The sequence below is a fragment of the Streptomyces sp. NPDC090106 genome (assembly GCF_044747265.1).
Taxonomy (GTDB): domain Bacteria; phylum Actinomycetota; class Actinomycetes; order Streptomycetales; family Streptomycetaceae; genus Streptomyces.
In genome coordinates this window covers 57,933-81,649 of the sequence record NZ_JBIVDS010000001.1, presented here as the reverse complement: position 1 = coordinate 81,649, position 23,717 = coordinate 57,933, and the positions used below count along the sequence as shown (strand labels likewise).

Genomic DNA, 23,717 nt, shown 5'->3' with positions numbered 1-23,717 from the left:
CGTTCACCGGTCCGTGCCCCGGGGGCCGCGGTAGCCCATCGACCGCTCCAGCGGGTCGAGGTCGAGCCGTCCGCCGCGGCCGGTGAGATAGGGGCGGAACGCCGCCGCGAGCCGGTGCCCGAAGGCCTCCGCCTCGGCCTCGTCGTGCTGCCGGGAGCCGTTGCGGGCGGCGACGGCCAGGGCGTCCTGCCAGTTCGGGGCGCCGGTCAGGGCGCGCGCGGCGGCCGGGCCGCCGCCGTGCCGGTGACCGGCGTGCAGATGCCACAGCTCATGGCCCAGGATGACCAGTTGCTGGACGGCCTCGGCCCGCTCCTCGACGATGATCAGGTCGAAGTCGGGCAGCTCGACCCAGAGTCCGGTCACCTCGATCTCGTCGGGGAACCGCTCGAAGCGCAGCTCGACGGGGCGTCCGTCGCGGTGGACGGTCATCTCCTCGCACAGCGCCCGGCACACGGCGCGCACTCCGTACGGAGGCCGGGGTCTGGCCCGGACGGCGGCACCCAGCTCGCCCGCGAGGTCGCGCATCGCGGAACCGGTCCGCGCACGCCGTAACGCTCCGGCGATCCGCCCCGCCCTCTTGCGCGCGCCAGCGGTGTCCATCCCGCCCCCTCCTCACCGCCCCCACGGCAGCCCTCAGAGCGTACGCGGCGACCTGGGCCCGCGTCACGGGTCGGCCAGGGGTTGGTTCAACCGAGAACCAACAGGTGTGCCCTACATCTGAGAACCCCCGGGCCGTCCTGAAATTTCTGCCGCACCCATTGACGTCGAAGCGCTTCGAATCTACGGTCCCGTTCGAAGTTACGGGCGCCTTTCGACATATCGAACCGATCTTGAGAGTGCATCGATCGCTCACTGACATGTAAGGGCAGGCACATAGTGGGACGACCTGACCTGAATCGCAGGCAACTGCTCACCGCCGCGGGCGGACTGGCCGTGGCGGGCAGCTTCGGATTCGCCGCGCTCGGCACCGGGGCCGACGCCCTCGCCTCCAGCGCCGACACCCGGGTCCGCTACTGGAACCTCTTCAGCGGCGGCGACGGCGCCAACATGATCGCGATGCTGGACTCCTTCCGCGCGGAGCACCCCGACATCGCCGTGAAGGACTCCACCCTCCAGTGGGGCAACCCCTTCTACACCAAGCTCGCCATGGCCGCGGCGGGCAACCGTTCCCCCGAACTCGGCGTGATGCACATGGGCCGCGTCGCCGGATTCTCCCCGGGCCGCCTCCTGGACCCCTGGGACGTGGACCTCCTCGCCGAATACGGCATCCACGAAAAGGACTTCAACCCCGCGCTGTGGAGCCGCGGAGTCATCGACGGCAAGCTCTACGCGCTGCCCCTCGACATCCACGTACAGCTCTGCTTCTACCGCAAGGACGTTTTGAGCAAGGCGGGCCTGCTCGGCGACGACGGCCGGATGATCCCCGTCGGCTCCACCACCGAGTGGTTCGACGTCCTGAAGAAGGCCAAGTCCGCCCAGAAGAAGGGCCTTCAGACCATCGGGCTGTGGACCAACGACCAGAACTTCCAGTGGTGGTTCTTCGTCGCCTTCTACACCCAGCTCGGCGGCGAGTGGTTCAACGACGAGCGCACCGAGGTCCTCTTCGACACCGACAAGGCCACCCAGGTCCTGGAGTTCTTCCGGCAGCACGTCACCGACGGCTACGTCATCCCCGGCGCTCCCACCGGCGAACAGTTCATCAACGGCGCCCCCTTCACCTGGGAGGGCAACTGGTCGGTGCCCGTCTTCTCCGGCGCGAAGCTCGACTACGGGGCGACCCCGCTGCCGCCCGTCTTCGGCAAGCAGGCCACCCACGCCGAGTCGCACGCCTTCGTCCTGCCCCACCAGGCCGGCCGCGGCGGCGCCACCGACGACGGCGCCCACCAGCTCGCCGCCTACGTCGTCCAGCACGCCCAGCAGTGGGCGGCCGGCGGCCACATCCCCGCGTACACGCCGACCCTGTCGACGCCCGCCTACCAGAAGCTCACCCCGCAGAACGAGTACGCGAGCGCCATGGACCACCAGGCCACCGAACCCAAGGTCTGGTTCGCCGGCTCCACCGGCGTCCTCGCCCAGGACCTCGGCCCGGTCGTCGTCTCCTCCACGATGGGCTCGGCCAAGCCCGACACGGTCGCCCGGACCATGAAGAGCCACCTCGTGAAGCTTCTCGCCAGCAAGAACCCCATGGACGGCAGGACCGCCGCGCAGGGAGGTGCCGTCGCATGACGACCAGCGCTCAGACCGTCGCCGTACCGGCCCGTGCCAGGACCGCCACCGCCACCGCGACGGTCCGCCGCAAGCAGGGCTTCCAGCACGGCGGCTGGTTCATCGCCCCGTTCCTGCTGCTCTTCGTCCTCTTCGTGGTGTGGCCGCTGCTGCGCGGCGTCTACCTCAGCTTCACCGACGCCAACATCTCCGGCGAGGGCGCCCGGTTCATCGGCTTCGACAACTACCGCGAGGCCTTCGGCGACCAGGCCATGTGGGACGCGCTCGGCCACAGCGCCTGGTTCACCCTGCTCGTCGTCCCCTGCATCACGGTCCTCGCGTTCGGGCTCGCGATGCTCGCCCACCACATCGAACGCGGCAAATGGCTGTGGCGGCTGTGCTTCTTCGCCCCCTTCCTGCTGCCGTCGACCGTCGCCGCCAACATGTGGCAGTGGCTGTTCACCCAGGGCATCGGCCTGTTCAACGAGACGTTCGGCCTCGACACCCCCTGGCTGACCGACAAGTCGTACGCGATGCTCGCCATCGTCATCACCACCCTGTGGTGGACCGTCGGATTCTCCTTCCTGCTCTACCTCGCCGCCCTCCAGGGCATCCCGGAGCACCTCTACGAGGCCGCGAAGCTGGACGGGGCCAACGCCTGGCACCGGATGGTCCACATCACGCTGCCGATGCTGCGCCACATCACGGGTCTGGTGATCGCGCTCCAGATCCTCGCCTCGCTGCAACTCTTCGACCAGGCCGTCGTGATGATGGACTTCGGCCCCGGACCGGAGCTCTCCACCCGCTCCTTCGTCCAGTACACCCTCGAACAGGGCTTCACCAGCTACCGCGTGGGCTACGCCTCCGCGATGTCCATCATCTTCTTCGTGATCATCGCAGTCGTCGCCCTCGCGCGGATGTGGCTGCTCCGCAACCGTGAGGAGGGCGCCCGATGAGCACCGCCCGGATACAGGTCAGGTCCCGCAGGCCCTGGACACCCAGCCAGATCGTCCTCACCGTCGTCGGCGTTCTGGTCTCCGCCGTCTTCATGGCCCCGATCGCGGCGGCCCTGTTCACCTCCCTGAAGTCCGAGGCGGAGGCGGCCGAGATCCCGCCGCACTGGCTGCCGAAGGTGTGGACGGTCCAGGCGTGGAAGTCGCTGTGGGAGACCGGCAACATCAACAACTGGTTCGTCAACTCGCTCGTCGTCTCCGTCTGCGTCACCACCGTCGTCCTCGTGGTCAGCGCGCTCGCCGGATACGGCTTCGCCCGCACCGAGTTCCGTGGCAAGAGCGTCCTCATGGGCATCGTGATGTCGGGCCTGATGATCTCCCCGGCCGTCCTCGGCGTGCCCCTGTTCACCACCGTCCAGCAGATGGGGATGGTCGACACCTACTGGGGCATGATCCTGCCGCAGTGCGCGCCCGCCGCGATGGTCTACATCCTCTACAAGTTCTTCCAGGGCGTGCCGCGCGAACTGGAGGAGGCCGCGTTCATCGACGGCGCCGGCCGCTGGCGGGTGTTCTTCACGATCGTCGTGCCGCTCGCGCGGCCGTCCCTCGCGGCGGTGGGCATCTTCACCTTCATCGCCTCGTGGAACAACTTCCTGTGGCCGTACATGGTCACCAACAACCCCGACCTGATGACCATGCCGAACGGCATCGCGACCGTCATGAACTCCTACGGCATCCAGTGGGCCCAGCTCATGGCCGGCGGTCTGATGGCGGGCCTGCCGCTGATCGTCGTCTTCGTCTTCTTCCAGCGGCAGATCGTGGCCGGCGTCGCCCACACCGGACTGGCGGGACAATGACCCTGCGCGGAACGCTCACCACGACGGCCGCGGCGGCCCTGCTCGCCCTGCTGCCCCACACCGCCCGGGCCGCCACCGACTACCCCGACCCCCGGCCGATCACCGGCCAGCAGATCATCCACGACCCGACCGTCATCCACCTCGGGTCCGGCGGCTACGTCGCCTACTCGACCGGCGGCGTCATCGGCGCCCGCCTGTCGAAGGACGGCAAGCGGTGGGACGACTCCGGCAACGCCTTCGCCGAGCCGCCCGCCTGGTGGTACGAGTACAACGCCACCGGCGACCCCTGGGCCCCGGACATCTCCTACCGGGCGGGCCGGTACTGGCTCTACTACGCCGTCTCCTCCTGGGGCACCAACCACTCCGCGATCGGCGTCGCCACCTCCAGGAGCGGTCTGCCCGGCACCTGGACCGACCACGGCAAGGTCTTCACCTCGGAGACCACCGACTCCTGGAACGCCATCGACCCGGCGCTGATCCAGGCCGGCGGCAGGCTGTGGATGTCCTTCGGCTCGTACTGGACGGGCATCCGCATGGTCGAGCTGGACCCGGCCACCGGAAAGGCCCGCACCGGCGCCACCGTCCACCACCTGGCCACCCGCCCGGACGCCCCCTACGCGGTCGAAGGGCCGTACATCGTCCGGCACGGCCGCTACTTCTACCTCTTCGCCTCCTACGACGCGTGCTGCGCCGGCGTGAACTCCACGTACAGGATCAGAGTCGGCAGGTCGACGGCGGTCACCGGCCCCTACACCGACAGCACGGGCACCTCGCTGCTGGACGGCGGCGGCGACCTCCTGCTGGCCGGCCACGGCAGGTTCATCGGGCCGGGCGGTGAGTCGGTGTTCCGCGACAAGGGCCGGGACGTGCTGGCGTACCACTACTACGACGGGGACGACGGCGGCACGCCGAAACTGGGGCTGAACACCCTCTACTGGACGGAAGACGGCTGGCCTAGTCTTCAGTAAGCGCTTTCTCGGCTTGAAAGGATCCCATGAGCACGCGTACCGCCCGCTTCACGCTCGACCCCGCCTTCACGGTCGGCGAAGTCAACCCCCGTATCTTCGGCTCCTTCGTGGAACACCTCGGCCGCTGCGTCTACACCGGGATCTTCGAACCGACCCACCCCACCGCCGACGAGGACGGCATCCGCCAGGACGTCCTCGACCTCGTGCGCGAGCTCGGCGTCACCGCCATCCGCTACCCGGGCGGCAACTTCGTCTCCGGCTACAAGTGGGAGGACTCCGTCGGCCCCGCCGAGGAGCGCCCCCGCCGCCTCGACCTCGCCTGGCGCTCCACGGAGACCAACCGCTTCGGCCTCTCCGAGTTCATCGCCTTCCTGAAGAAGGTCGGCCCCCAGGCCGAGCCCATGATGGCCCTCAACCTCGGCACCCGCGGCGTCGCCGAGGCCGTCGAACTCCAGGAGTACGCCAACCACCCCTCCGGCACCGCCCTCTCCGACCTGCGCGCCGCCCACGGCGACAAGGACCCCTTCGGCATCAGGCTCTGGTGCCTCGGCAACGAGATGGACGGCCCCTGGCAGACCGGCCACAAGACCGCCGAGGAGTACGGCCGGATCGCCGCCGAGACGGCCCGCGCCATGCGCCAGATCGACCCCGACGTCGAACTCGTCGCCTGCGGCTCCTCCGGCCAGTCCATGCCGACCTTCGCCGCATGGGAGGCGACGGTCCTCCAGGAGACCTACGACCTCGTCGACCACATCTCCCTGCACGCCTACTACCAGCCCGAGGACGGGGACGTCGACTCCTTCCTCGCCTCCGCCGTCGACATGGAGTCCTTCATCGAGAACGTGGTCGCCACCGCCGACCACGTGGGCGCCCGCCTCAAGTCGAAGAAGAAGATCAACCTCTCCTTCGACGAGTGGAACATCTGGTACATCTCCGAGTGGCACGCCATCGAGAACTCCAGCACCCGGGACTGGGCCGAGGCCCCCCGGCTCCTGGAGGACCACTACAGCGTCACCGACGCCGTCGTCTTCGGCTCCCTGCTCATCGCCCTGCTCCGGCACGCCGACCGCGTCACCGTGGCCTGTCTCGCGCAGCTCGTCAACGTGATCGCCCCGATCATGACCGAGCCGGACGGTCCCGCCTGGCGCCAGACCACGTTCTTCCCGTTCGCCCAGGCCGCCCGGTACGGCCGCGGCGAGGTCCTCGACGTCCGCGTGGACTCCCCGACCTACGAGACGAAGAAGTACGGCGAGGCCGACCTCCTGCACGCCACCGCCGTGCGCGCCGAGGACGGCACGGTCACCGTCTTCGCCGTCAACCGCGGCCGGAGCGAGGCGCTGCCCCTCGAAGTCGCCCTCGGCGGCCTCGGTCTGTCGTCCGTCGTCGAGCACAGCGTCCTCGCCGACGCCGACCCCGACGCCCGCAACACCCTCGACGACCCCGAGCGGGTCGCCCCGCACCCGGCCGAGGGCACCGCGCTCACCGACGGCACCCTCACAGCGGTCCTCGAACCGCTGTCGTGGAACGTGATCCGGCTCGCGTGAGCCCGGGCACGCACCGCGGGTGAACGTCAGGGCGGGGTCGGGCCGACGAGCTGTACGCCCACCCCGCCCGCCGTCGTCCCCAGCAGCTTCAGCCGGACGTCCCTCGGCCCCGAGTCCGTCGTGCCGTCCGAAAGGACCGCCAGCGCGAGGGAGTTGACGCCCCGGGTGCGCAGGATGCCGTTGGGCAGCACGAAGTCGTGCTGAGGGCCCACGTCGTTGACGTACTGGCCCATGTTCCAGCCGTTGAGGAAGATCTGCACCCGGTAGGCGCGCTCCGGGTCGTCGTCCAGGGTGAGCGCCACCGAGGCGTCGACGTCCGTGCCGACCGACAGCCGGAACGAGGTGCGGTACCAGGTGACGCCCTGACGGCGGTCCTCCCGCGGCGACTTCACCGCCTCCCACCCGCTGTCGTCGAGTTCCGGCAGATGCCAGCCCTCCCGCTCGCCGAACAGCCCGCCGTTGTTCAGCGGACCGCGCAGCGCGTCGGCCGGCCCCTCGCCCTGCAGACGCCAACTCGTCCTCGGCGAGCCGCCCTTGAAGGTGACGGAGGTCAGCCCGCGGGCCGCCTTGTGGGTGTCCTGGGACGTGTCGTCCAGGTCGTGCTGCATCCGCCGGACCAGCGCCGACAGCACGTGCGTGTCCCGCTCGCGCAGTTTCTTCGGCACCTTGAAGGACGCCGTCGCCGTCCACGTGCCCTGCCGGGCCGTCCGCTCGTCCGGCACCGGCATCCGGTGCGTGCCCAGCGGCTTCCCGTCCAGCCAGGCCATCAACAGGCCCTGGGTGCCGGTGCTGTAGGCCAGGGAGAGCGACTCGACGTCCGCGGCGTCCGTGAGACGTCCCCGGTACCAGACGTCGCCGTAGTGGAAGCCGTGGCCGTCCGCGGGCAGTGCGTCCGGCTCGGCCTCGGCCCACGCCGAGTCGTCGAAGTCCGGCGCGGACTCAGGGTTCTCGGCGCGCCGCCGCCAGCCGTCCAGCACGGGCAGGGTCACCGGTGCCGGACCCGGGAGCTGGCCCAGGGACAGCAGGCTCCCGGTCGCGCTGGTCCGGGTGGCCACCGGCTGCCCGTTCCAGGTGACGTGCCCGATCCCGCGCGGCCCCCACACCTCCATGCCGGTCGCCGCCGCCGTGTCCCCGGTCAGCTGCACGATCGAGTCCTGGACCGACACGCTCCGCACCAGCGAGGGCCCGTACACCAGCGCCGTCCCCGACGGCGTCTCGTACGGCCACAGCCGCAGGGCCGTCGCGTCGTCGGCGAACAGGACCAGCAGCGGCCGGTCCGAGCCGCCGTTCTCGACCATCACCCGGGACAGCAGCCCCACGCCCAGCGGCGCGTTGATGCGCAGCAGCCCCCGGTCGAAGATCCACGCCGGTTCCGCGTCCAGCCGGGTCGCCTCCGGCTCCTCCGGGCACTCGAGGACGACCTGCGCCATGTCGCCGTACCGCCCGGTGAACACGGCGATGTCCTGCCGTCCGGCGGAGACGAACATGGCGAGCTGCGCCGTCGCGTACCGCAGCGTCCGGCCGCCGAGCCGGAGATTCGCGGTCAGCAGCCGGGCGTCCCGCGCGGGGACGGTCACCGGGACCTCGATCCCGGCGTCGGGGATCGGCGTGGAGACGTCCTCGGCGGAGTCGTTGCGCACCACGTACACCTGGGCGTCGGTGTCGGGATTGGCCAGGTGGTACACCGTCAGCCGGGGGTCGGGGGAGGTGATGTCCTTCGCCCGGTCCAGCTTCGCCAGGTCCGGTACCTGGCGCAGCAGATGGCCGGTCTGGTGCATCGGCGCCAGCTTCCCGGTCTGCCGCCGCCCCTCGTCGATCGCCGCCCCGTGGTCGTACGACGTGTAGACCTGCGGCGCGGGCAGCCAGCCCCAGGAGGTGCCGCCGAACGTCATGTAGACGTTGTGGAGGGTGATCCCGTTGGCGAGGCTGGTCAGATGGAAGCGCCGCTCGTAGGCCGCGTCCCGGGTCCGCCGGGACTCCGCGTACCCCTTGCCGCCGGACGCCGCGCCGCCCCACCCGTCGGACCGGCCGCCGCCGAACTCCGGCAGGAAACCGGGGGTCTTCGGGCTCGCGGCGGCCCGGGTCGCACCGAAGGCACCCCAGTCGGGCGGGGTGGTGTCCGGCTCCGGGAAGGCGTCGAAGCCGTACAGCCAACTCCCCTTCTCGCCACCGGTGTCGAAGGAGCCGGGCGCCCAGTGGCCGTTCCTGCCGCGGTCGTTGTGGAAGAGGGGGACGTCGATCCCGTCCGCCCGCACCTTCTCGTACAGGTGGGACATGTAGGCGCGGCCGGTGGCGTCGGTGACGTCGTACTCGTTCTCGATCTGGTACAGCAGGACCGTGCCGGTGCCCTGGGTGTACTGGTGGCCGACGACGATCGCGTCGACCTCGGTCAGCCACTGGTCGACGTGCCCGAGGTACACCGGGTCGTCGGTGCGGGCCCGGCCCTCGGTGGCGGTCAGCCAGCCGGGGAAACCGCCCGCGTCGACATCGGCGCCGATGTACGGACCGGGGCGCAGCACCACGTACAGACCGGTCTCGGCGGCCATGGTCAGGAACAGGTCCAGGTCCCGGACGCCGGTGAAGTCGTACGTGCCGGGGGCGGGGGAGTGGAAGTTCCAGGCCACGTGCGCGCTGACCGTGTTGTAGCCGTGCGCCCGCATCTTCTGCAGGACGTCCCGCCACAGCGACGGGCTCGGCAGCCGGAACGGGTGCATCTCGCCCGACCACACCACGAGCCGCCGGTTGTCCACGAGCAGCGAGTACCGGTCGTACCCGATCGAGTGGGCGTAGCCGTCGGCGGCCGGGGTCGGCGGCGGGGGGCCCGTGGGCGCGTAGCGCGGTCTGCGGGGCGTGGCCGAGAGCACGCCGGCGCTTCCGGTCAGCGCCAGGCCGAGAGCCGTCGTACCGGCCAGTGCGCTGAACGTACGTCTGCTGAGATCCACGCGGGCGTCGCCTCCTGTTGTGCCTGCGTTTGCCGGGACGCGAGTGAGGGACCATTCTCCATGCCGCGCGGGGCACACTTCACAATGGACCCCATGAGGATCTCGGCACGGGCGGACTACGCGGTACGGGCGGTACTGGAACTCGCCGTACGACAGGGCGACGGGCCCGTGAAGGCGGAGTCCGTCGCCGCCGCGCAGGACATTCCGCACAAGTTTCTGGAGGGGATCCTCGGGGACCTGAGGCGCGCCGGGGTCGTCGACAGCCGGCGCGGCGGCAACGGCGGCTACCGGCTGGCGAGGCCGGCCGGGGAGATCACGGTCGCCGACGTCATCCGCGCGGTCGACGGCCCGATCGTCTCGGTCCGCGGAGAGCGCCCGACCGGCCTCTCCTACACCGGCTCGGCGGAGCCCTTGCTGCCCCTGTGGATCGCGCTGCGCGCCAACGTGCGCCGCATCCTGGAGGGCGTCACCGTCGCCGACCTCGCGGGCGGGGCGCTGCCGGAACCCGTGCGGGAGCTGGCCGCGGAGCCCGCCGCCTGGGAGAACCCATGACGAACCGTGCATGTCCGGCGGACGGGCGGGGCCCGGCCCGTGCCGCTCGGGCAGCGCGCGGGGCGTTGTCTGTGAACGTCCCCATCTCCCGCTAAGGCTGTCCTCAGATTCACCGCCTACCGTCCCCTCCCGTCCATCCCTACCTCACCGGTGGGAAAGCCAGGAAACGACGACGGGACCCTCCCCATGCGCACCCTGATCCTGCTCGCCCTCGCGGGCCTGGGCGCCCAGCTCGTGGACGGCAGCCTCGGCATGGCCTACGGCGTGACCTCCACCACGCTGCTGCTGGCCCTCGGCACCAACCCGGCGATGGCCTCGGCCACCGTCCACCTCGCCGAGATCGGCACGACGCTGATGTCGGGCGCCTCGCACTGGCGCTTCGGGAACGTGGACTGGAAGGTCGTCCTCAAGATCGGCGTCCCCGGCGCGATCGGGTCCTTCCTCGGCGCGACGGTCCTGTCGAACCTCTCCACCGAACTCGCCGAACCGGTGATGTCCCTGATCCTGCTCGGCCTCGGCCTCTACGTCATGTCCCGCTTCACCCTGCGCGGGCTGCCCAAGGACCGGCTCGGCAAGCCGCTGCGCAAGCGGTTCCTCTCGCCGCTCGGTCTGGTCGCCGGGTTCCTGGACGCGACCGGCGGAGGCGGCTGGGGGCCGGTCGGCACTCCGGCGCTGCTGGCCAGCGGCCGGATGGAGCCGCGCAAGGTGATCGGCTCGATCGACACCAGCGAGTTCCTCGTCGCGGTCGCGGCGAGCCTCGGCTTCCTGTTCTCCCTCGGCTCCCAGGGTCTCGACTGGAGCTGGGTCCTCGCCTTCCTGCTCGGCGGCCTGGTCGCCGCGCCCGTCGCCGCCTGGCTGGTCCGGCTGGTCCCGCCGCGGGTCCTCGGCTCCGCGGTCGGCGGCATCATCATCGTGACCAACGTCCGCACGCTCCTGAAGAGCGACTGGATCGGCGCGAGCAGCGCGCTCAGCATCCCGGTGTACATCGTCCTGTACGTGGTGTGGGCCGCCGCCCTGACGTACTCGATCCGCGCCTACCGGCAGGAGGAGGCGACGGAATCGGCCACGGAACCGGCCCCGGAGCCCGCGAACGCGTGACGGCCCGGTGAACGTGGCTGGGGAAGCGGGCCGGCGGTGACCCCGGTGCACTCGGGGTCACCGCCGTCGGTTCAGGAGGAGCTGACGCCGATGGTCAGGGTCGCCGCGTAGCCGTCGGAGACGTCGGAGCCGAGGGCGGTCAGGGTCAGCAGGCCCGAGGAGGCGCCGCCGTCGTCGTAGATCGAGTCGTCCGCCAGCGCGGTCTCCCTGGTGGTGTTCGCCGAGTAGGGCGAGGCCGCCTGGATCTCGGTGTTGATGTCCGGGTCGAAGAAGAGCTGCCCGGTGTGGATGATCTCGCCGCCGGTGTACGAGTCGTCGGTGAGGGTCACGTCCGTGTGCACCCGCATATGGACGTGGACCGCGCGGGACACGTAGTGGCCGGGCCAGATGGAGGTGATCCTGACCTCGCCGTTCTCGTCGGACATCTGGCCGCCGCGCAGGAACGTCCCGTTGTCCTCCTCGTCGTGGCCGTTGCCGCCCACGAAGCCGGAGTACTCGCCGAGGGCGTCGCAGTGCCAGATCTCCACCAGGGCGTCGGCCAGCGGGGCGCAGTCGTCCGCCGTGTCGACGACCGTGAAGGTGTACTGGACCTCGAAGCCCTCCTTGTCCTCCCGGATGTCCTCGCGGACGAGGGCGCCCTCCAGGGAGTAGGGGCCCTCGGTGACCTCGGCGTTCAGCACGCAGACGCCGCTGGTCGACGACGCGTCGGCGACCGCCGCCTCGGTGGTGGCTCCCTCCGTGGTGGCGCCGGTGTCGGCCGAGGCGAAGCCGGCCACCGCGAGGCCGCCCGCCACGGCGACACTGCCGCCGCCGATGAGGACCCGGCGCCGCTTGACGCCCGGGTCGATGCGGTGCCTGCCGGCTTCCCGCTGTTCGTTGGAATCGTTGACTTCGTGGTGCTCGGTGTTGTTTCCCGTCATGGGGACGAAGTTAGGGACCCATCTGAAGAAATCCTTGATGTGCGGCTGTGAATGACCTGGGGACGGATTCCTCAACACCCCTCTATTTCCCGAGAGTTCGGACACTGTGCGAGCGATGTGAAAGCAACGCCTGTGAATGGCTTGAGTTCACCCTGACCCTCCGCCGCGCGCCTTCCTACGATGCGTTCGCGCCTCGGGTCTTCACAGGAAGCACACAGCTGTGTCGGTGGGCCCGGGGCGAAGCCACCCCCCGATCCCTAGGAGAGACCATGACCGGTGGACTCCTGCTGAGCGGCGCGGTCGCCGCTCTGCTCACCACCGCACTGCCCGCCCAGGCCGCCCCGGCCGGCGGGTTCGAGGACCCGCCCCCGGACAAGATCGTCATCAAGGTCGCGACGGTGAACGGCTCCGGCTGCCCGGCGGGCACGACCGCGGTGGCCGTGTCCGAGGACAACACGGCGTTCACGGTGACCTACAGCGACTACCTCGCCCAGGCGGGCGGGGGGTCGGACCCGACGGCGTTCCGCAAGAACTGTCAGCTCAACCTGATCGTGCACGTGCCCCAGGGCTTCACCTACGCCATCGCCAGCGCCGACTACCGCGGGTTCGCCGCCCTCCAGAGCGGGGCGACGGGCACCCAGAGGGCCTCCTACTACTTCCAGGGCTCACCGAGCACGGCCTCGCGCTCGCACCCCTTCAGCGGACCGCTCAACGACAACTGGCAGGCCACGGACACCACGGACTGGGCCCAACTGGTCTGGGCGCCCTGCGGAGTCCAGCGCAACTTCAACATCAACACCGAGCTGCGGGTCGCCGCGGGCACGACCTCCGCGGACAAGGTCAGCTTCATGACCATGGACTCCACGGACGGCGACATCAGCACGGTGTACCACCTGGCCTGGAAGGAGTGCCCGGAGTCCTGACCCGGGACGCGAAGAGAGGAAGGCGAGGAACGGGACGCGAGGAACGGGGCACGAAGAGGGGCCGCGCCCGCTCCGAGGAGTGGGCGCGGCCCGGTGCCGGGGAGGTCGGGTCAGGTCAGCGTTCGACCCCGAGGGTCAGGGTTCCGGTGTAGCCGGCCGAGGGGCTGCTGCCGATCGCGGTGAGGGTCAGCAGACCGGAGGACGCGCCGGCGTCGTCGTAGATGGAGTCCTGCGCGAGGGTCGTGCGGGTGACCGTGTTGGTCGTGTACGGCGAGACGGCGGCGACCCTGGTGGTGATCGTCTCGTCGAAGAAGAGCTGTCCGGTGTGGAGTTCGGTGCCGCCGGTGAACGAACCGTCGGAGGTGAGCGTCACGTTGACGTGCACCTTGACGTGGATGTGCACACAGCGGCCCCGGTACCAACCCGGGTACACGGTGGTGATGTTGGCGACGCCGCTGGAGTCGGTCAGCACGCCGCCGCGCAGGAAGGTGCCGCTGTCCGGCTCGCTGTGGCCGTTGTTGCCGACGTACCCGGAGTACTCGCCGAGGACGTCGGAGTGCCAGATCTCCACGAGGGCGTTGGGGATCACGGCGCAGGTGTCGTCGTCGACGACGGTGAGGGCCAGCTTGAGGGGGAAGCCGGTCTTGCCCTCGGTGATGTCGGCGCGGACGTACTGTCCGTCGAGGTAGTAGGGGCCTTCGGTCATCTCCTTCGTGAGGGTGCAGACGGCCGCGGCGGCGACGGGTGTGGCGTCGGCCGCGTCGGCTGTGGGGGCTTCGGGCGCGGCGGCGCCCACGGCGACCGCTGCCGCCGTGGCGCCGGTGGCGATCAGAACGGTGCGGCGCCCGACCGGGGTGGGGGTTGCTTCCGAAGTGTCTGTCATGAACACGGCACCGTAGAAAGGGTCCCTGTCGGAGAGCTGTCAGTTAGGCAAAGTGACGGTCCGTCAAGATCCCTGCCGGACACGCCGCTTGGCGCACCGGTCGGCGGTGCGGCCGATGGGCGGCCCGCGCGGCTGCCCTCGCGGAGGGGCGCGTCCGGCCCCGCACGCCTCGCGGTCGCCGCCCCGTGGCCGTCACCCTCGCCGTTCGGGCGGCGGGGTCGCGCGTCGGCGGCGCACGGGCCCCGTCGCCGCTCCGTCCGCCACGGCTCGCGGGATGTCCGAATGCCGCTCCACCGTTTCCCGGCCGGGCGGCGCGCGCTCACAGGTTCCGGCCAGCAACGCTTCAGGTTGGTCCGGGACGTTGGCCGTCATGCATGGACACCGACCCCGAACCCCCGACGCCGAGCGCAGCCGCCGCTGGTTCATGAACAAGGCGCTGCTGGCCGGCGGAGTCGCCGCCGTGGCGACCATGACCGGCTGCTCCTCGAACTCCTCCGACACCGCCTCCTCCTCCTCGGGCGCCCCGTCCGGGATGCCGTCCGGCGGCCCCGGCGGAGGTGGCGGCGGGGGCATGGGCCCCGGCGCCTCCCAGGTGAAGTACGCCGACGTCAAGGGCGTCACCGCCGACGGCACCGTCATCGACGACCTGTACACGATCCACTCCACGGACGTCTCCACGGACGCGCTGGTCGCGGCGGCGCAGGCCTTCCTGGACGGGCTCTCCGCCAAGGAGCGCAAGTCCTGCACCTTCGACGTCGACGCCGACGAATGGACGGCCTGGAGCAACGTCGACGGCTACGACCGCAAGGGCGTCCGGATGGGCGACCTCACGGACAAGAAGCGCGAGCTGGGCTACGCGCTGCTCGGCAAGGCCCTGTCCGCCGACGGTCTCACCCAGACCCGCGGCATCATGAAGCTCAACGCGTTCCTGGGAGACTCCAACGGCGGCAACCAGAAGACCCTGACCGAGGGCCACTACTTCTTCACCTTCATGGGCACCCCGTCGACCACGAAGCCGTGGGGCTTCCAGTACGAGGGCCACCACGTCGCCATCAACTACTTCGTGCTCGGCGACCAGGTGGTGATGACCCCGACCTTCATGGGCTCGGAGCCCACCACGGCCACCTACCAGGGCGAGAAGATCACGCTCTTCCGGCCCGAGACCGAGGCCGGGCTGGCCATGGTCCGCTCCCTGACCTCGGCCCAGCGCGCCAAGGCCGTCTCCTCGCAGGAGAACGGCAACGAGGACATGAAGGCCGGCGCCGGCCAGGACAACCTCAAGCTGCCCTACGAGGGCGTCAAGGGCTCGGACCTCACTGCCGCCCAGCGCAAGAAGCTGCTCGCCCTGGCGAAGGTGTACGTCGGCTACGTCAACGAGGGGCACGCCGAGGTCAAGATGACCGAGGTGGAGAAGCACCTCGACGACACGTACTTCTTCTGGATGGGCGAGACGGAGGACGACTCCGCGTTCTACTACCGGGTGCACAGCCCGGTCGTCCTGATCGAGTACGACGCCCAGGCCCCGCTCTTCTACAAGGGTGACTCCTCCGCGAGCCCCAGCGCGAGCGCGAGTGCGAGCGCCGACGCGAACGCGGGCGGCCCCGGCGGCGGCATGGGCATGGGCGGCGGCACCCCGTCCCAGGAGCACATCCACACCATCGTCCGTACGCCCAACGGCGGCGACTACGGCATCGACCTGCTCAAGCTGCATCTGGAGAACGACCACTGAGGCGACCGGGGCCGTCGGCGGGGCGACCGCCGGGGCTGCGCGGACCATTGACGCGCAAGGGGTTCGATTCTACGGTCCGTTCGAGTATCTGATCGGCGATCGGTATGTCGAACGGACCGTTCCTTCGGACCGAACCCCCACAAGGAGCCTCAGCGTGAGCCGCACCTCCCGCATGTTCCTCGCCCTGCCCGCCGCCGTCCTGCTGGCCCTGCTCCCGGGCACGGCGTCCGCGTACCCCAACCCCGGGACCGTCACCGGCAGCACGGTGGTCCACGACCCGACGATGATCCGCACCTCGGCGGGCCGCTACCTGCTGTACGCCACCGGTGGCGGCATCAGCTACAGGACCTCCACGGACCGGACCGCGTTCAGCGCCGGCTCCGACGCCTTCGGCTCCAGGCCGAGCTGGTGGTCGACGTACTCGTCCGTGCCGGAGGCCTGGGCGCCGGACATCTCGTACCACGGCGGCAAGTACCTGATGTACTACTCCGTCTCGTCCTTCGGCTCGAACACCTCGGCCATCGGACTCGCCGGATCGACGACGGGCCTGCCGGGCTCCTGGTCCGACTACGGCATCGTCTACACGTCGTCCGGATCCAGCGACTACAACGCCATCGACCCGAACCTCTTCGTGAACGACGACGGCAAGTGGTGGCTGTCGTTCGGGAGTTGGTGGACCGGCATCAAGATGATCCAGATCGACCCGTCCACCGGGAAGCAGCTCTCCTCCAACACCACCCGCTACTCGCTGGCCTCCCGCCCCACCGGGACGAAGGCCGTCGAGGCGCCGTACATCGTCAAACGCAACGGCTACTACTACCTGTTCGCCTCGTACGACGTGTGCTGCTCCGGCACCAGCTCCACGTACAAGGTCAAGGTCGGCCGCGCCACCAGCGTCACCGGGCCCTACTACGACGCGAACGGCGTCTCCATGCTCAACAACGGCGGTACGGCCGTCCTGGAGAGCCACGGCAGTGTCATCGGCCCCGGCGGACAGTCGATCATGAACGACTCCGACGGCGACCTGATCGTCTACCACTACTACGACGGCAACGACGGCGGCACACCCAAGCTCGGCATCAACCTCCTGAGCTGGAGCACCGGTTGGCCCGTCGCCTACTGACGACGGGCCGACGCGTCCCGGTCCCCGGCCGGGCGGGGCTCAGCCGGTCTGTCCCATGCCCGCCGCGTTGGGCCAGCTCTGCGAGGGCGAGTTGGGCCAGGCGGGCGCCGGCGCCGGCGTGAGCCCGTTGGTCCCCCGCACCTGAGCGGCCGTGAGCCCGCCCCGCGCCGGTACCCCCGGCGGGGTCGGGCCACCGGAGGTGGCGAAGGGGGAGGGGGCCGGCGCCGGCGCCGGGGCCATCGCGGCGGGTGCCATCGCCGGGGCCATCGGCATCGGCTGAGGCTGAGGCATCTGGACCGGCATCGGCTGGACCGGCATGGGCTGGGGCTGCATCGGCGGGGCCGGCTGCATCCCGACGGCCTGCGCCGCGAGCCCCTGCATGCCCTGTCCGTTGGTCGCCCCGACGAGCCGGTCCACGGCCGCCGTGCCCGAGCTGTAGCTGGTCCCGGTAGCCAGCTCGGGCACGGCGCCCGCTCCCCTCCTGGTCCCGTAGAGCACCGATTCCAGGCCGGACACCAGGCGACGCACGTCCGTCTGGGGGCGCACCACGAGCCGCAGGAAGCGGCTGGAGGAACCGATCTTGTTGCCGCACTCGCGGACCAGGATGCGGTGCTCGGTGAGCAGCCGGTCCCGGACCACGGTGCCCTCGGCGCCCACGGGCAGGCGCACGAAGAGGAAGTTGCCCTGGGAGGGGTAGACCGTCAGACCCGGCAGCGCGGAGAGCTGGCTCGCCATGTCGAGACGGTCCCGGTACACCTGGTGCAGGCTCTGCGCGTACTCGGCGCCGTGCTCCTTGAGCATGAACACCACGTACTCGGCGAAGGCGTTGAGGTTCCACTTCGGCAGCATCGAGCGGACCCGGCCCGCGAGCGCCGGGTTGGCGACCATGTAGCCGAAGCGGATGCCGTGCAGGCCGAAGTTCTTGCCGAGCGAGCGCAGCACGATCACGTTCGGCCGCAGCATCGCCTCCTGGACGACCGAGGGCTCGGCCTCCGCGTCGGCGAACTCCAGGAAGCTCTCGTCGATGACGACCAGGTCCAGGTCGGCCATGGCGTCCATGAACTGGACGATCGCGTGCTTGTGGAGGTAGCCGCCGTCGGGGTTGTTCGGGTTGCAGATCACCGCCGCGCGGGTGCCGCGGGCGCGGATGAACTCGGCGTACTGCGCGAGGTCCAGGGCGAAGCCGCTGGACTCCTGGAGCGGGAACATGTCGACGCGCTTGCCGGTCTCCATCGGCTGGTCGGTCCAGCGGCCGAAGGTGGGGACGGGGATGGCGAGGGACTCCCGGACCAGCAGGTGGTCGATCCAGGTGATGAGTTCGGTCGAGCCGTTGCCCATCGCGACCGCGGACGGCGGGAGTTGGAGGAGGTTGCAGAGCTCGGAGGTGATGGTGTCGGCGCTGCTCGGGTAGTACGTGATGATGTCGCGCAGCCGACCCGACATCTCGTCCCACATCCCCGGGGTGGGGAAGTAGGGATTGACCGGGATACAGAAGTCGATCGGCCCCGCCCCGTCGCCGGCCGCTCGCGTCAGCGCAGCCATCGAGGGGCTGTGCGCTGCGGTGGCCTGGAACAGCGAGGTGACGTTGTTGGCCATGGAACCTCCGTATGGGGCGGGCCCGGTGGGGAGGACCGGGTCCGTCGTCTTTGGGTGGCCCGCGCGGGGGAGCACGGGCCGCCCTTACATACGGAGACTGGGGTGACGCTGTTCAACCACTGAGAAATTGGTAAGAACTTGTGCCCCACCTGTGAGGGGTCAAACGCCGGGGCCCGCGATCTGCACCTCATCGGCACCGGCCGGCCCGGACCGCGCCCATGGGCAGGGCCCCGCCGAAGACGACGGGGCCCTGCCGACTCTACGGCCAACTGGCCTGCTACGAACCGGACTTGCGCTTGTTCCAGACGTCGAATCCGACCGCGGCCAGCAGGGCGAGGCCCTTGATGACCTGCTGCCAGTCGGAGCCGACGCTGAGCAGGTTCATGCCGTTGTTGAGCACGCCGAGGACGAGACCGCCGATGATCGCGCCCAGGACGGTGCCCACACCGCCGCTCATCGACGCGCCGCCGATGAACGCCGAGGCGATGGCCTCGAGTTCGTAGTTCAGGCCCGCCTTCGGGGACGCCGCGTTCAGCCGGGCGGCGATGGCCAGACCCGCGAGGGCCGCGAGCGCGCCCATGTTCAGGAAGACCAGGAAGGTGACCTTCTTGTCCTTCACACCGGACAGCTTCGCGGCCGGCAGGTTGCCGCCGATCGCGTAGATGTGCCGGCCGAAGATCGAGTTGCGCATCACGTAGCCGTAGCCGACGACGAGCGCGCCCAGGATCAGCAGGACGATCGGGGCGCCCTTGTAGCTGGCGAGCAGCATCGTGACGACGAGGATCGCCGCGACGATCGAGACGAGCTTGAGCAGGAAGATGTTCCTGGGCAGCACGTCGAGGGAGAACTCCTGCTGGCGTCCCCGGTCCCGGACCTCCTGGAGCACCACGAAGACGATCAGCACGAGGCCGAGCAGCAGCGTGATGTTGTGGTAGTTGGTCTCGGGGCCGGCCTCCGGCAGGAAGCCGTTGCCGATCTTCTGCAGGCCGTCCGGGAACGGGCCGAGGGTCTGGCCCTCCAGCAGGATCTCCGTGAAGCCGCGGAAGACCAGCATGCCGGCCAGCGTGACGATGAACGAGGGTATGCCGAGATACGCGATGAAGAAGCCCTGTGTGGCACCGGCGACCGCGCCGACCGCCAGGCACAGCACCATGGCCAGCGGCCACGGCACGTCGTGCTGCACGGTCAGGACGGCCGCGAACGCGCCGACGAACGCCGTCACCGAACCGACCGACAGGTCGATGTGGCCCGCGATGATGACCAGCATCATGCCGATCGCGAGGATCAGCACGTAGCTGTTCTGCAGGACCAGGTTGGAGACGTTGCGCGGCAGCAGCAGGTCCCCGTCGGTCCAGACCGCGAACAGCGTGACGATCAGGCCGAGGGCGATCAGCATGCCGTACTGGCGCATGTTGCGGCGCAGGCCGTCCAGCATCAGCTGGAACAGGTTGTCACCGGAGGCCGATCCGCTCTTGCCGGGCGGCGCCGGCGCCGGCGTCTTGGCGGTCACATCCGTGCTCATCGGGTTACCTCTTTGTCCTTGGTCATCTGGCGCATCAGCGATTCCTGTGAGGCCTCGGCCCGCGAGAACTCGCCGGTCAGCCGCCCCGCGGCCATCGTGTAGATGCGGTCGCACATACCGAGCAGTTCCGGCAGCTCGGAGGAGATGAAGACGACCGCCTTGCCCTGTGCGGCCAACTGGTCGATGACGGTGTAGATCTCGTACTTGGCGCCGACGTCGATGCCGCGGGTCGGCTCGTCCAGGATCAGCACCTCGGGACCCGCGAAGATCCACTTGCTGAGGACGACCTTCTGCTGGTTGCCGCCGGACAGCTTGCCCACCGGCTCGAAGACGGTCGGGGCCTTGATGTTCATCGACTTGCGGAAGCGCTCGGCGACCTTGCGCTCCTCGTGCTCGTCCACCACACCGTGCTTGGCGACCTTGTCGAGGGCGCTCAGCGAGATGTTGCGGTTGATGGTGTCGATGAGGTTCAGGCCGAAGTGCTTGCGGTCCTCGGTGACATAGGCGATCCCGTGCCCGACGGCCTCGGGGACCGACCTGGTGCGGATCTCCGCGCCGTCCTTCAGGACCGTGCCCGCCGCGTGCCGGCCGTAGGAGCGGCCGAAGACGCTCATCGCGAGCTCGGTGCGGCCCGCGCCCATCAGGCCCGCGATGCCGACGATCTCTCCGCGCCGCACATGGATCGACACGTCGTCGACGACCTTGCGCTGCTGGTCGATCGGGTGGTGCACGGTCCAGTCCCGGATCTCCAGGGCCGGTGCCGCGTCCACCTCACCGGCGTACTCGGTGCGTTCGGGGAAGCGGTGGTCGAGGTCGCGGCCCACCATGCCGGAGATGATCCGGTCCTCGGTGGTCTCCTCGGACGTCACGTCGAGGGTCTCGATGGTCTGCCCGTCCCGGATGATCGTGACCGAGTCGGCGACCCTGCGGATCTCGTTGAGCTTGTGCGAGATGATGATCGAGGTGATGCCCTGCTTCTTCAACTCCAGGATCAGGTCCAGGAGTTTGCCGGAGTCCTCGTCGTTGAGCGCCGCGGTCGGCTCGTCGAGGATGAGCAGTTTCACCTTCTTCGAGAGCGCCTTGGCGATCTCCACCAGCTGCTGCTTGCCGACACCGATGTCGGCGACCCGGGTCTCGGGGTGCTCGCTCAGCCCCACCCGGCGCAGCAGCTCGCTCGCGTGCTTGAGCGTCTCGCGCCAGTCGATGAACCCGCGCGAGGCGTGCTCGTTGCCGAGGAAGATGTTCTCCGCGAGGGAGAGGTAGGGCACCAGCGCGAGTTCCTGGTGGATGATGACGATGCCGTGGGCCTCGCTCGCGCGGATGTCCTTGAAGGAGCAGAGCTCTCCTTCGAAGAGGATGTCGCCCTCGTACGTGCCGTGCGGATGGACGCCGGAAAGCACCTTCATCAAGGTGGACTTTCCGGCACCGTTCTCACCGCAGATGGCGTGGACCTCGCCCTGCCGGACGGTCAGTGTGACGTCCGAGAGCGCCTTGACGCCCGGAAAGGTCTTGACGATCGAGCGCATTTCCAGGACGGGTCCCGCCATGGTCGTGCCTTCCAATCTGGATCTTTTACAAGCGGCTACAGGGGACGGGGACTACTTGAGCTCGTCCGCGGTGTAGTAGCCGCCGTCGACCAGGATCGACTCGTAGTTCGTCTTGTCGACGCTGACCGGCTTCAGCAGGTAGGCCGGGATGACCTTGGACCCGTTGTCGTAGGTCTTGGTGTCGTTGGTCTCGGGCTTCTTGTCGTTGAGGACCGCGTCCACCATGTTCGCCGCGACCTTGGCCAGCTCACGGGTGTCCTTGTAGACGGTCTGCGTCTGCTCGCCCGCGATGATCGACTTCACGGAGGCCAGCTCGGCGTCCTGGCCGGAGAGGACCGGGAGCGGCTTGGACTTGGTGCCGTAGCCGTCGGACTTCAGGGCGGACAGGATGCCGATCGAGATGCCGTCGTAGGGGGACAGGACCGCGTCGACCCGGCCGGTCTTGTAGGAGCCGGTCAGGATGTCGTCCATGCGGCGCTGGGCGGTGGCGCCGTCCCAGCGCAGCGTGGTGACCTTGTTGAGGTCGACCTGGCCGGACTTGACGACCAGCTTCTTGTCGTCGATGTACGGCTTCAGGACGCTCATCGCGCCGTTGAAGAAGTACTTGGTGTTGTTGTCGTCGTTGGAGCCGGCGAAGAGCTCGATGTTGAACGGGCCCTTGCCGCTCTCCAGGCCCAGCTTCTCGACGATGTAGCCGGCCTGGAGCTCGCCGACCTTGGTGTTGTCGAAGGAGGCGTAGTAGTCGACGTTCGGCGTGCCGAGGATGAGGCGGTCGTAGGCGATGACCGGGATGCCCGCGTCCTTCGCCTCCTGGAGCACGTTGTTGAGCGACTTGTTGTCGATCGCCGCGACGATCAGGGCCTTGACGCCCTGGGTGATCAGGTTCTCGATCTGCGAGACCTGCTGGTCGGGCTCGTCCTCGCCGTAGACCAGCTTGGTCTTGTAGCCGAGCTTCTGGAGGTTGGTCTCGACGTTCTTGCCGTCCGCGATCCAGCGCTCGGACGACTTGGTCGGCATGGCGATGCCGATGGTGCCGCCCTTGGCGTCACTCTTGCTCTCCTCGCTGCCGCCGTCGCTGTTCTGGCCGCAGGCGGACAGGGTGAGCGCGAGGGAGGCGGCTCCGGCTATGGCGGCGAGGGCAGCTCTGCGGTTTCGCATGATCATCTTCCTTGATGTTCTAGAGAGGCCAGGGGCGTTGAGGTTCAGCACCTGTAGGTGGTGCGAGGAGAAGCTAGTGAAGACGTGTCGGAGTCTGTTGGACTCCGTCGGCTTCTGTGAAGAGGCGTTGTCCGTAACGTTATGCAGGCGTACCGAATCGCTTCAGTTCGCCGGGCAGCCGGGAGCCTAGCGGTGCCATGTCGCCGTCCGCGCCGTGCCGGGCGAGCAGATCCAGTGCCAGACGGCCCCGCCGCACCCGTTCCTTGGCCGTGGAGAGCGTCAGATCGCGCATGTGATGCCCGTATGGGTAGATTCCCGGGGCCTTCGAGAGCCCGAACTTGAGGTAGAGCGGAGCGCCGCGCCGGATCAGTTCGGCGACTTCGTACATCCGAACATAGCCGCCCAGATCATCGGGAGCCTCGATGTACATGTCCATCGGGGCGCCCGACACCCTCCGGATTTCCGTGAGTTGATCGAGCGTCAGGTCACTGGGTACGTTGAGCGAGTCACCGCCGAGGTTCTCGTAGACGGCGTACGCGGCCGGGTTGACCGGACCGATGAGCGCCGACACCTTCAGCGTCGTGTCGGCCGGGATGACCCCTGCCGTGCGCGCCCGGTGCAGCGTCCACAGCACGCCCTCATCGGCCACGAGGAGACACTTGACGCCCAACTCCGTTGCGCGGACGGCGTCTTCGACGCAACCGGCGACCGCGTCGTGCCCGCGGGCGCGCAACCCGGCACCCTTGGAGTCGGTCCGGGTCGAGCCGCCGATGTCCCAGGTGCCGCGCGGACCGGTGAACAGGCAGAGCTCGATGTCCCGTTCGGCGGTCGCCTCGACCATCTCGGTGATCTCGGCGTCGGTGAGCATCCACACGCCGCTGCCCTGGCTGACCCGGTGCACCGGCACGTCGAGCCGCGAGGACTCCTTGAGGACCACGGAGAGGGCCTCGGGACCCTCCACGGACGGCACTTCGGTGCGCCAGCGTCCGCCGCCCGGGAAGGTGTGCGGGGAGGCGTCGGCGGGGTCGAGGGCGGGAGCGTTCAGCCCCAGCGCGGTGAGCGCCGGTTCGCCGGGTCGTCGGGCCGCGCTGGCGGTGGTCTCGGTCACAAGCTGTCCTTCATGTTCGGTATTTCGGACGAGGGTCGCGGCTCTGGATGGAGAAGGGGCGGGGCGTACGCCGGTGCGGAGTCGTCAGG

19 protein-coding genes are annotated in these 23,717 nt (G+C 69.4%); 10 read left to right on the top strand and 9 right to left on the bottom strand.

Annotated features, from left to right (window positions below; genetic code table 11):
- Positions 1–3: 3 nt before the first annotated feature.
- Positions 4–600: a toxin-antitoxin system, toxin component family protein gene (locus ACIPSE_RS00380; RefSeq protein WP_401655757.1), complete on the bottom strand. Its 597-nt coding sequence runs from the start codon at positions 598–600 to the stop codon at positions 4–6.
- 276 nt (positions 601–876) lie between these two features.
- Here ACIPSE_RS00380 and ACIPSE_RS00375 point away from each other — a divergent pair, with 276 nt between their 5' ends.
- The 5 genes from ACIPSE_RS00375 to ACIPSE_RS00355 are packed head-to-tail and all read left to right on the top strand — an operon-like array spanning position 877 to position 6,527.
- Positions 877–2,226 (top strand): extracellular solute-binding protein, encoded by a 1,350-nt coding sequence (locus ACIPSE_RS00375; RefSeq protein ID WP_401655755.1) that lies wholly within the window; start codon positions 877–879, stop codon positions 2,224–2,226.
- Complete coding sequence (locus tag ACIPSE_RS00370) at positions 2,223–3,161, top strand: carbohydrate ABC transporter permease (protein ID WP_401655753.1); 939 nt, start codon at positions 2,223–2,225, stop codon at positions 3,159–3,161. The genes ACIPSE_RS00375 and ACIPSE_RS00370 overlap by 4 nt, the downstream gene beginning before the upstream one ends.
- Positions 3,158–4,015, top strand: a complete 858-nt coding sequence (locus ACIPSE_RS00365) for a carbohydrate ABC transporter permease (protein WP_401655751.1) — start codon at positions 3,158–3,160, stop codon at positions 4,013–4,015. Before ACIPSE_RS00370 ends, ACIPSE_RS00365 begins: the two co-directional genes overlap by 4 nt.
- The gene (locus ACIPSE_RS00360) at positions 4,012–4,983 is read left to right on the top strand and encodes an arabinan endo-1,5-alpha-L-arabinosidase (RefSeq protein ID WP_401655749.1); all 972 of its coding nucleotides are present in this window, start codon (positions 4,012–4,014) and stop codon (positions 4,981–4,983) included. Before ACIPSE_RS00365 ends, ACIPSE_RS00360 begins: the two co-directional genes overlap by 4 nt.
- 26 nt (positions 4,984–5,009) lie before the next feature.
- Positions 5,010–6,527 (top strand): alpha-N-arabinofuranosidase, encoded by a 1,518-nt coding sequence (locus tag ACIPSE_RS00355; RefSeq protein WP_401655747.1) that lies wholly within the window; start codon positions 5,010–5,012, stop codon positions 6,525–6,527.
- Between the two features lie 26 nt (positions 6,528–6,553).
- On the opposite strand, the gene ACIPSE_RS00350 is transcribed toward ACIPSE_RS00355, so the two are convergent.
- Positions 6,554–9,469 carry a beta-galactosidase gene (locus ACIPSE_RS00350; protein WP_401655745.1) on the bottom strand — a complete coding sequence of 972 codons (2,916 nt, stop codon included), beginning with the start codon at positions 9,467–9,469 and terminating at the stop codon, positions 6,554–6,556.
- 93 nt (positions 9,470–9,562) lie between these two features.
- Here ACIPSE_RS00350 and ACIPSE_RS00345 point away from each other — a divergent pair, with 93 nt between their 5' ends.
- Complete coding sequence (locus ACIPSE_RS00345; protein ID WP_401655743.1) at positions 9,563–10,021, top strand: RrF2 family transcriptional regulator; 459 nt, start codon at positions 9,563–9,565, stop codon at positions 10,019–10,021.
- Between the two features lie 186 nt (positions 10,022–10,207).
- On the top strand, positions 10,208–11,119 hold the full coding sequence (locus ACIPSE_RS00340; protein WP_401655741.1) for a sulfite exporter TauE/SafE family protein: 912 nt from the start codon (positions 10,208–10,210) through the stop codon (positions 11,117–11,119).
- Positions 11,120–11,190: 71 nt separating this feature from the next.
- Here the strand turns inward: ACIPSE_RS00340 and ACIPSE_RS00335 are convergent, their stop codons facing one another.
- Positions 11,191–12,039, bottom strand: a complete 849-nt coding sequence (locus tag ACIPSE_RS00335; RefSeq protein ID WP_401655739.1) for an intradiol ring-cleavage dioxygenase — start codon at positions 12,037–12,039, stop codon at positions 11,191–11,193.
- Positions 12,040–12,308: 269 nt separating this feature from the next.
- Between ACIPSE_RS00335 and ACIPSE_RS00330 the strand changes: the two genes are divergently transcribed.
- A complete protein-coding gene (locus tag ACIPSE_RS00330; protein ID WP_401655737.1) occupies positions 12,309–12,962 on the top strand; it encodes a DUF4360 domain-containing protein in 654 nt (217 codons plus the stop codon).
- A gap of 115 nt (positions 12,963–13,077) precedes the next feature.
- Here the strand turns inward: ACIPSE_RS00330 and ACIPSE_RS00325 are convergent, their stop codons facing one another.
- Positions 13,078–13,845: an intradiol ring-cleavage dioxygenase gene (locus tag ACIPSE_RS00325; RefSeq protein WP_401655735.1), complete on the bottom strand. Its 768-nt coding sequence runs from the start codon at positions 13,843–13,845 to the stop codon at positions 13,078–13,080.
- 370 nt (positions 13,846–14,215) lie between these two features.
- Between ACIPSE_RS00325 and ACIPSE_RS00320 the strand changes: the two genes are divergently transcribed.
- Positions 14,216–15,574 carry a DUF3500 domain-containing protein gene (locus ACIPSE_RS00320; protein ID WP_401655733.1) on the top strand — a complete coding sequence of 453 codons (1,359 nt, stop codon included), beginning with the start codon at positions 14,216–14,218 and terminating at the stop codon, positions 15,572–15,574.
- Positions 15,575–15,746: 172 nt separating this feature from the next.
- On the top strand, positions 15,747–16,697 hold the full coding sequence (locus ACIPSE_RS00315) for an arabinan endo-1,5-alpha-L-arabinosidase (protein ID WP_401657602.1): 951 nt from the start codon (positions 15,747–15,749) through the stop codon (positions 16,695–16,697).
- A 39-nt stretch (positions 16,698–16,736) separates the two neighbouring features.
- Here ACIPSE_RS00315 and ACIPSE_RS00310 read toward each other — a convergent pair whose 3' ends face one another.
- The 5 genes from ACIPSE_RS00310 to ACIPSE_RS00290 form a co-directional block, all read right to left on the bottom strand.
- Positions 16,737–18,293, bottom strand: coding sequence for a pyridoxal phosphate-dependent aminotransferase (locus ACIPSE_RS00310; RefSeq protein ID WP_401655731.1), 1,557 nt, complete (start codon positions 18,291–18,293; stop codon positions 16,737–16,739).
- A 277-nt stretch (positions 18,294–18,570) separates the two neighbouring features.
- Positions 18,571–19,815 carry a multiple monosaccharide ABC transporter permease gene (mmsB, locus tag ACIPSE_RS00305; protein WP_401655729.1) on the bottom strand — a complete coding sequence of 415 codons (1,245 nt, stop codon included), beginning with the start codon at positions 19,813–19,815 and terminating at the stop codon, positions 18,571–18,573.
- Positions 19,812–21,362, bottom strand: a complete 1,551-nt coding sequence (mmsA, locus tag ACIPSE_RS00300) for a multiple monosaccharide ABC transporter ATP-binding protein (RefSeq protein WP_401655727.1) — start codon at positions 21,360–21,362, stop codon at positions 19,812–19,814. The genes mmsB and mmsA overlap by 4 nt, the downstream gene beginning before the upstream one ends.
- A 51-nt stretch (positions 21,363–21,413) precedes the next feature.
- Positions 21,414–22,520 (bottom strand): multiple monosaccharide ABC transporter substrate-binding protein, encoded by a 1,107-nt coding sequence (chvE, locus tag ACIPSE_RS00295; RefSeq protein WP_401655724.1) that lies wholly within the window; start codon positions 22,518–22,520, stop codon positions 21,414–21,416.
- A gap of 139 nt (positions 22,521–22,659) precedes the next feature.
- Positions 22,660–23,628: a hypothetical protein gene (locus ACIPSE_RS00290; RefSeq protein WP_401655722.1), complete on the bottom strand. Its 969-nt coding sequence runs from the start codon at positions 23,626–23,628 to the stop codon at positions 22,660–22,662.
- Positions 23,629–23,717 lie beyond the last annotated feature (89 nt).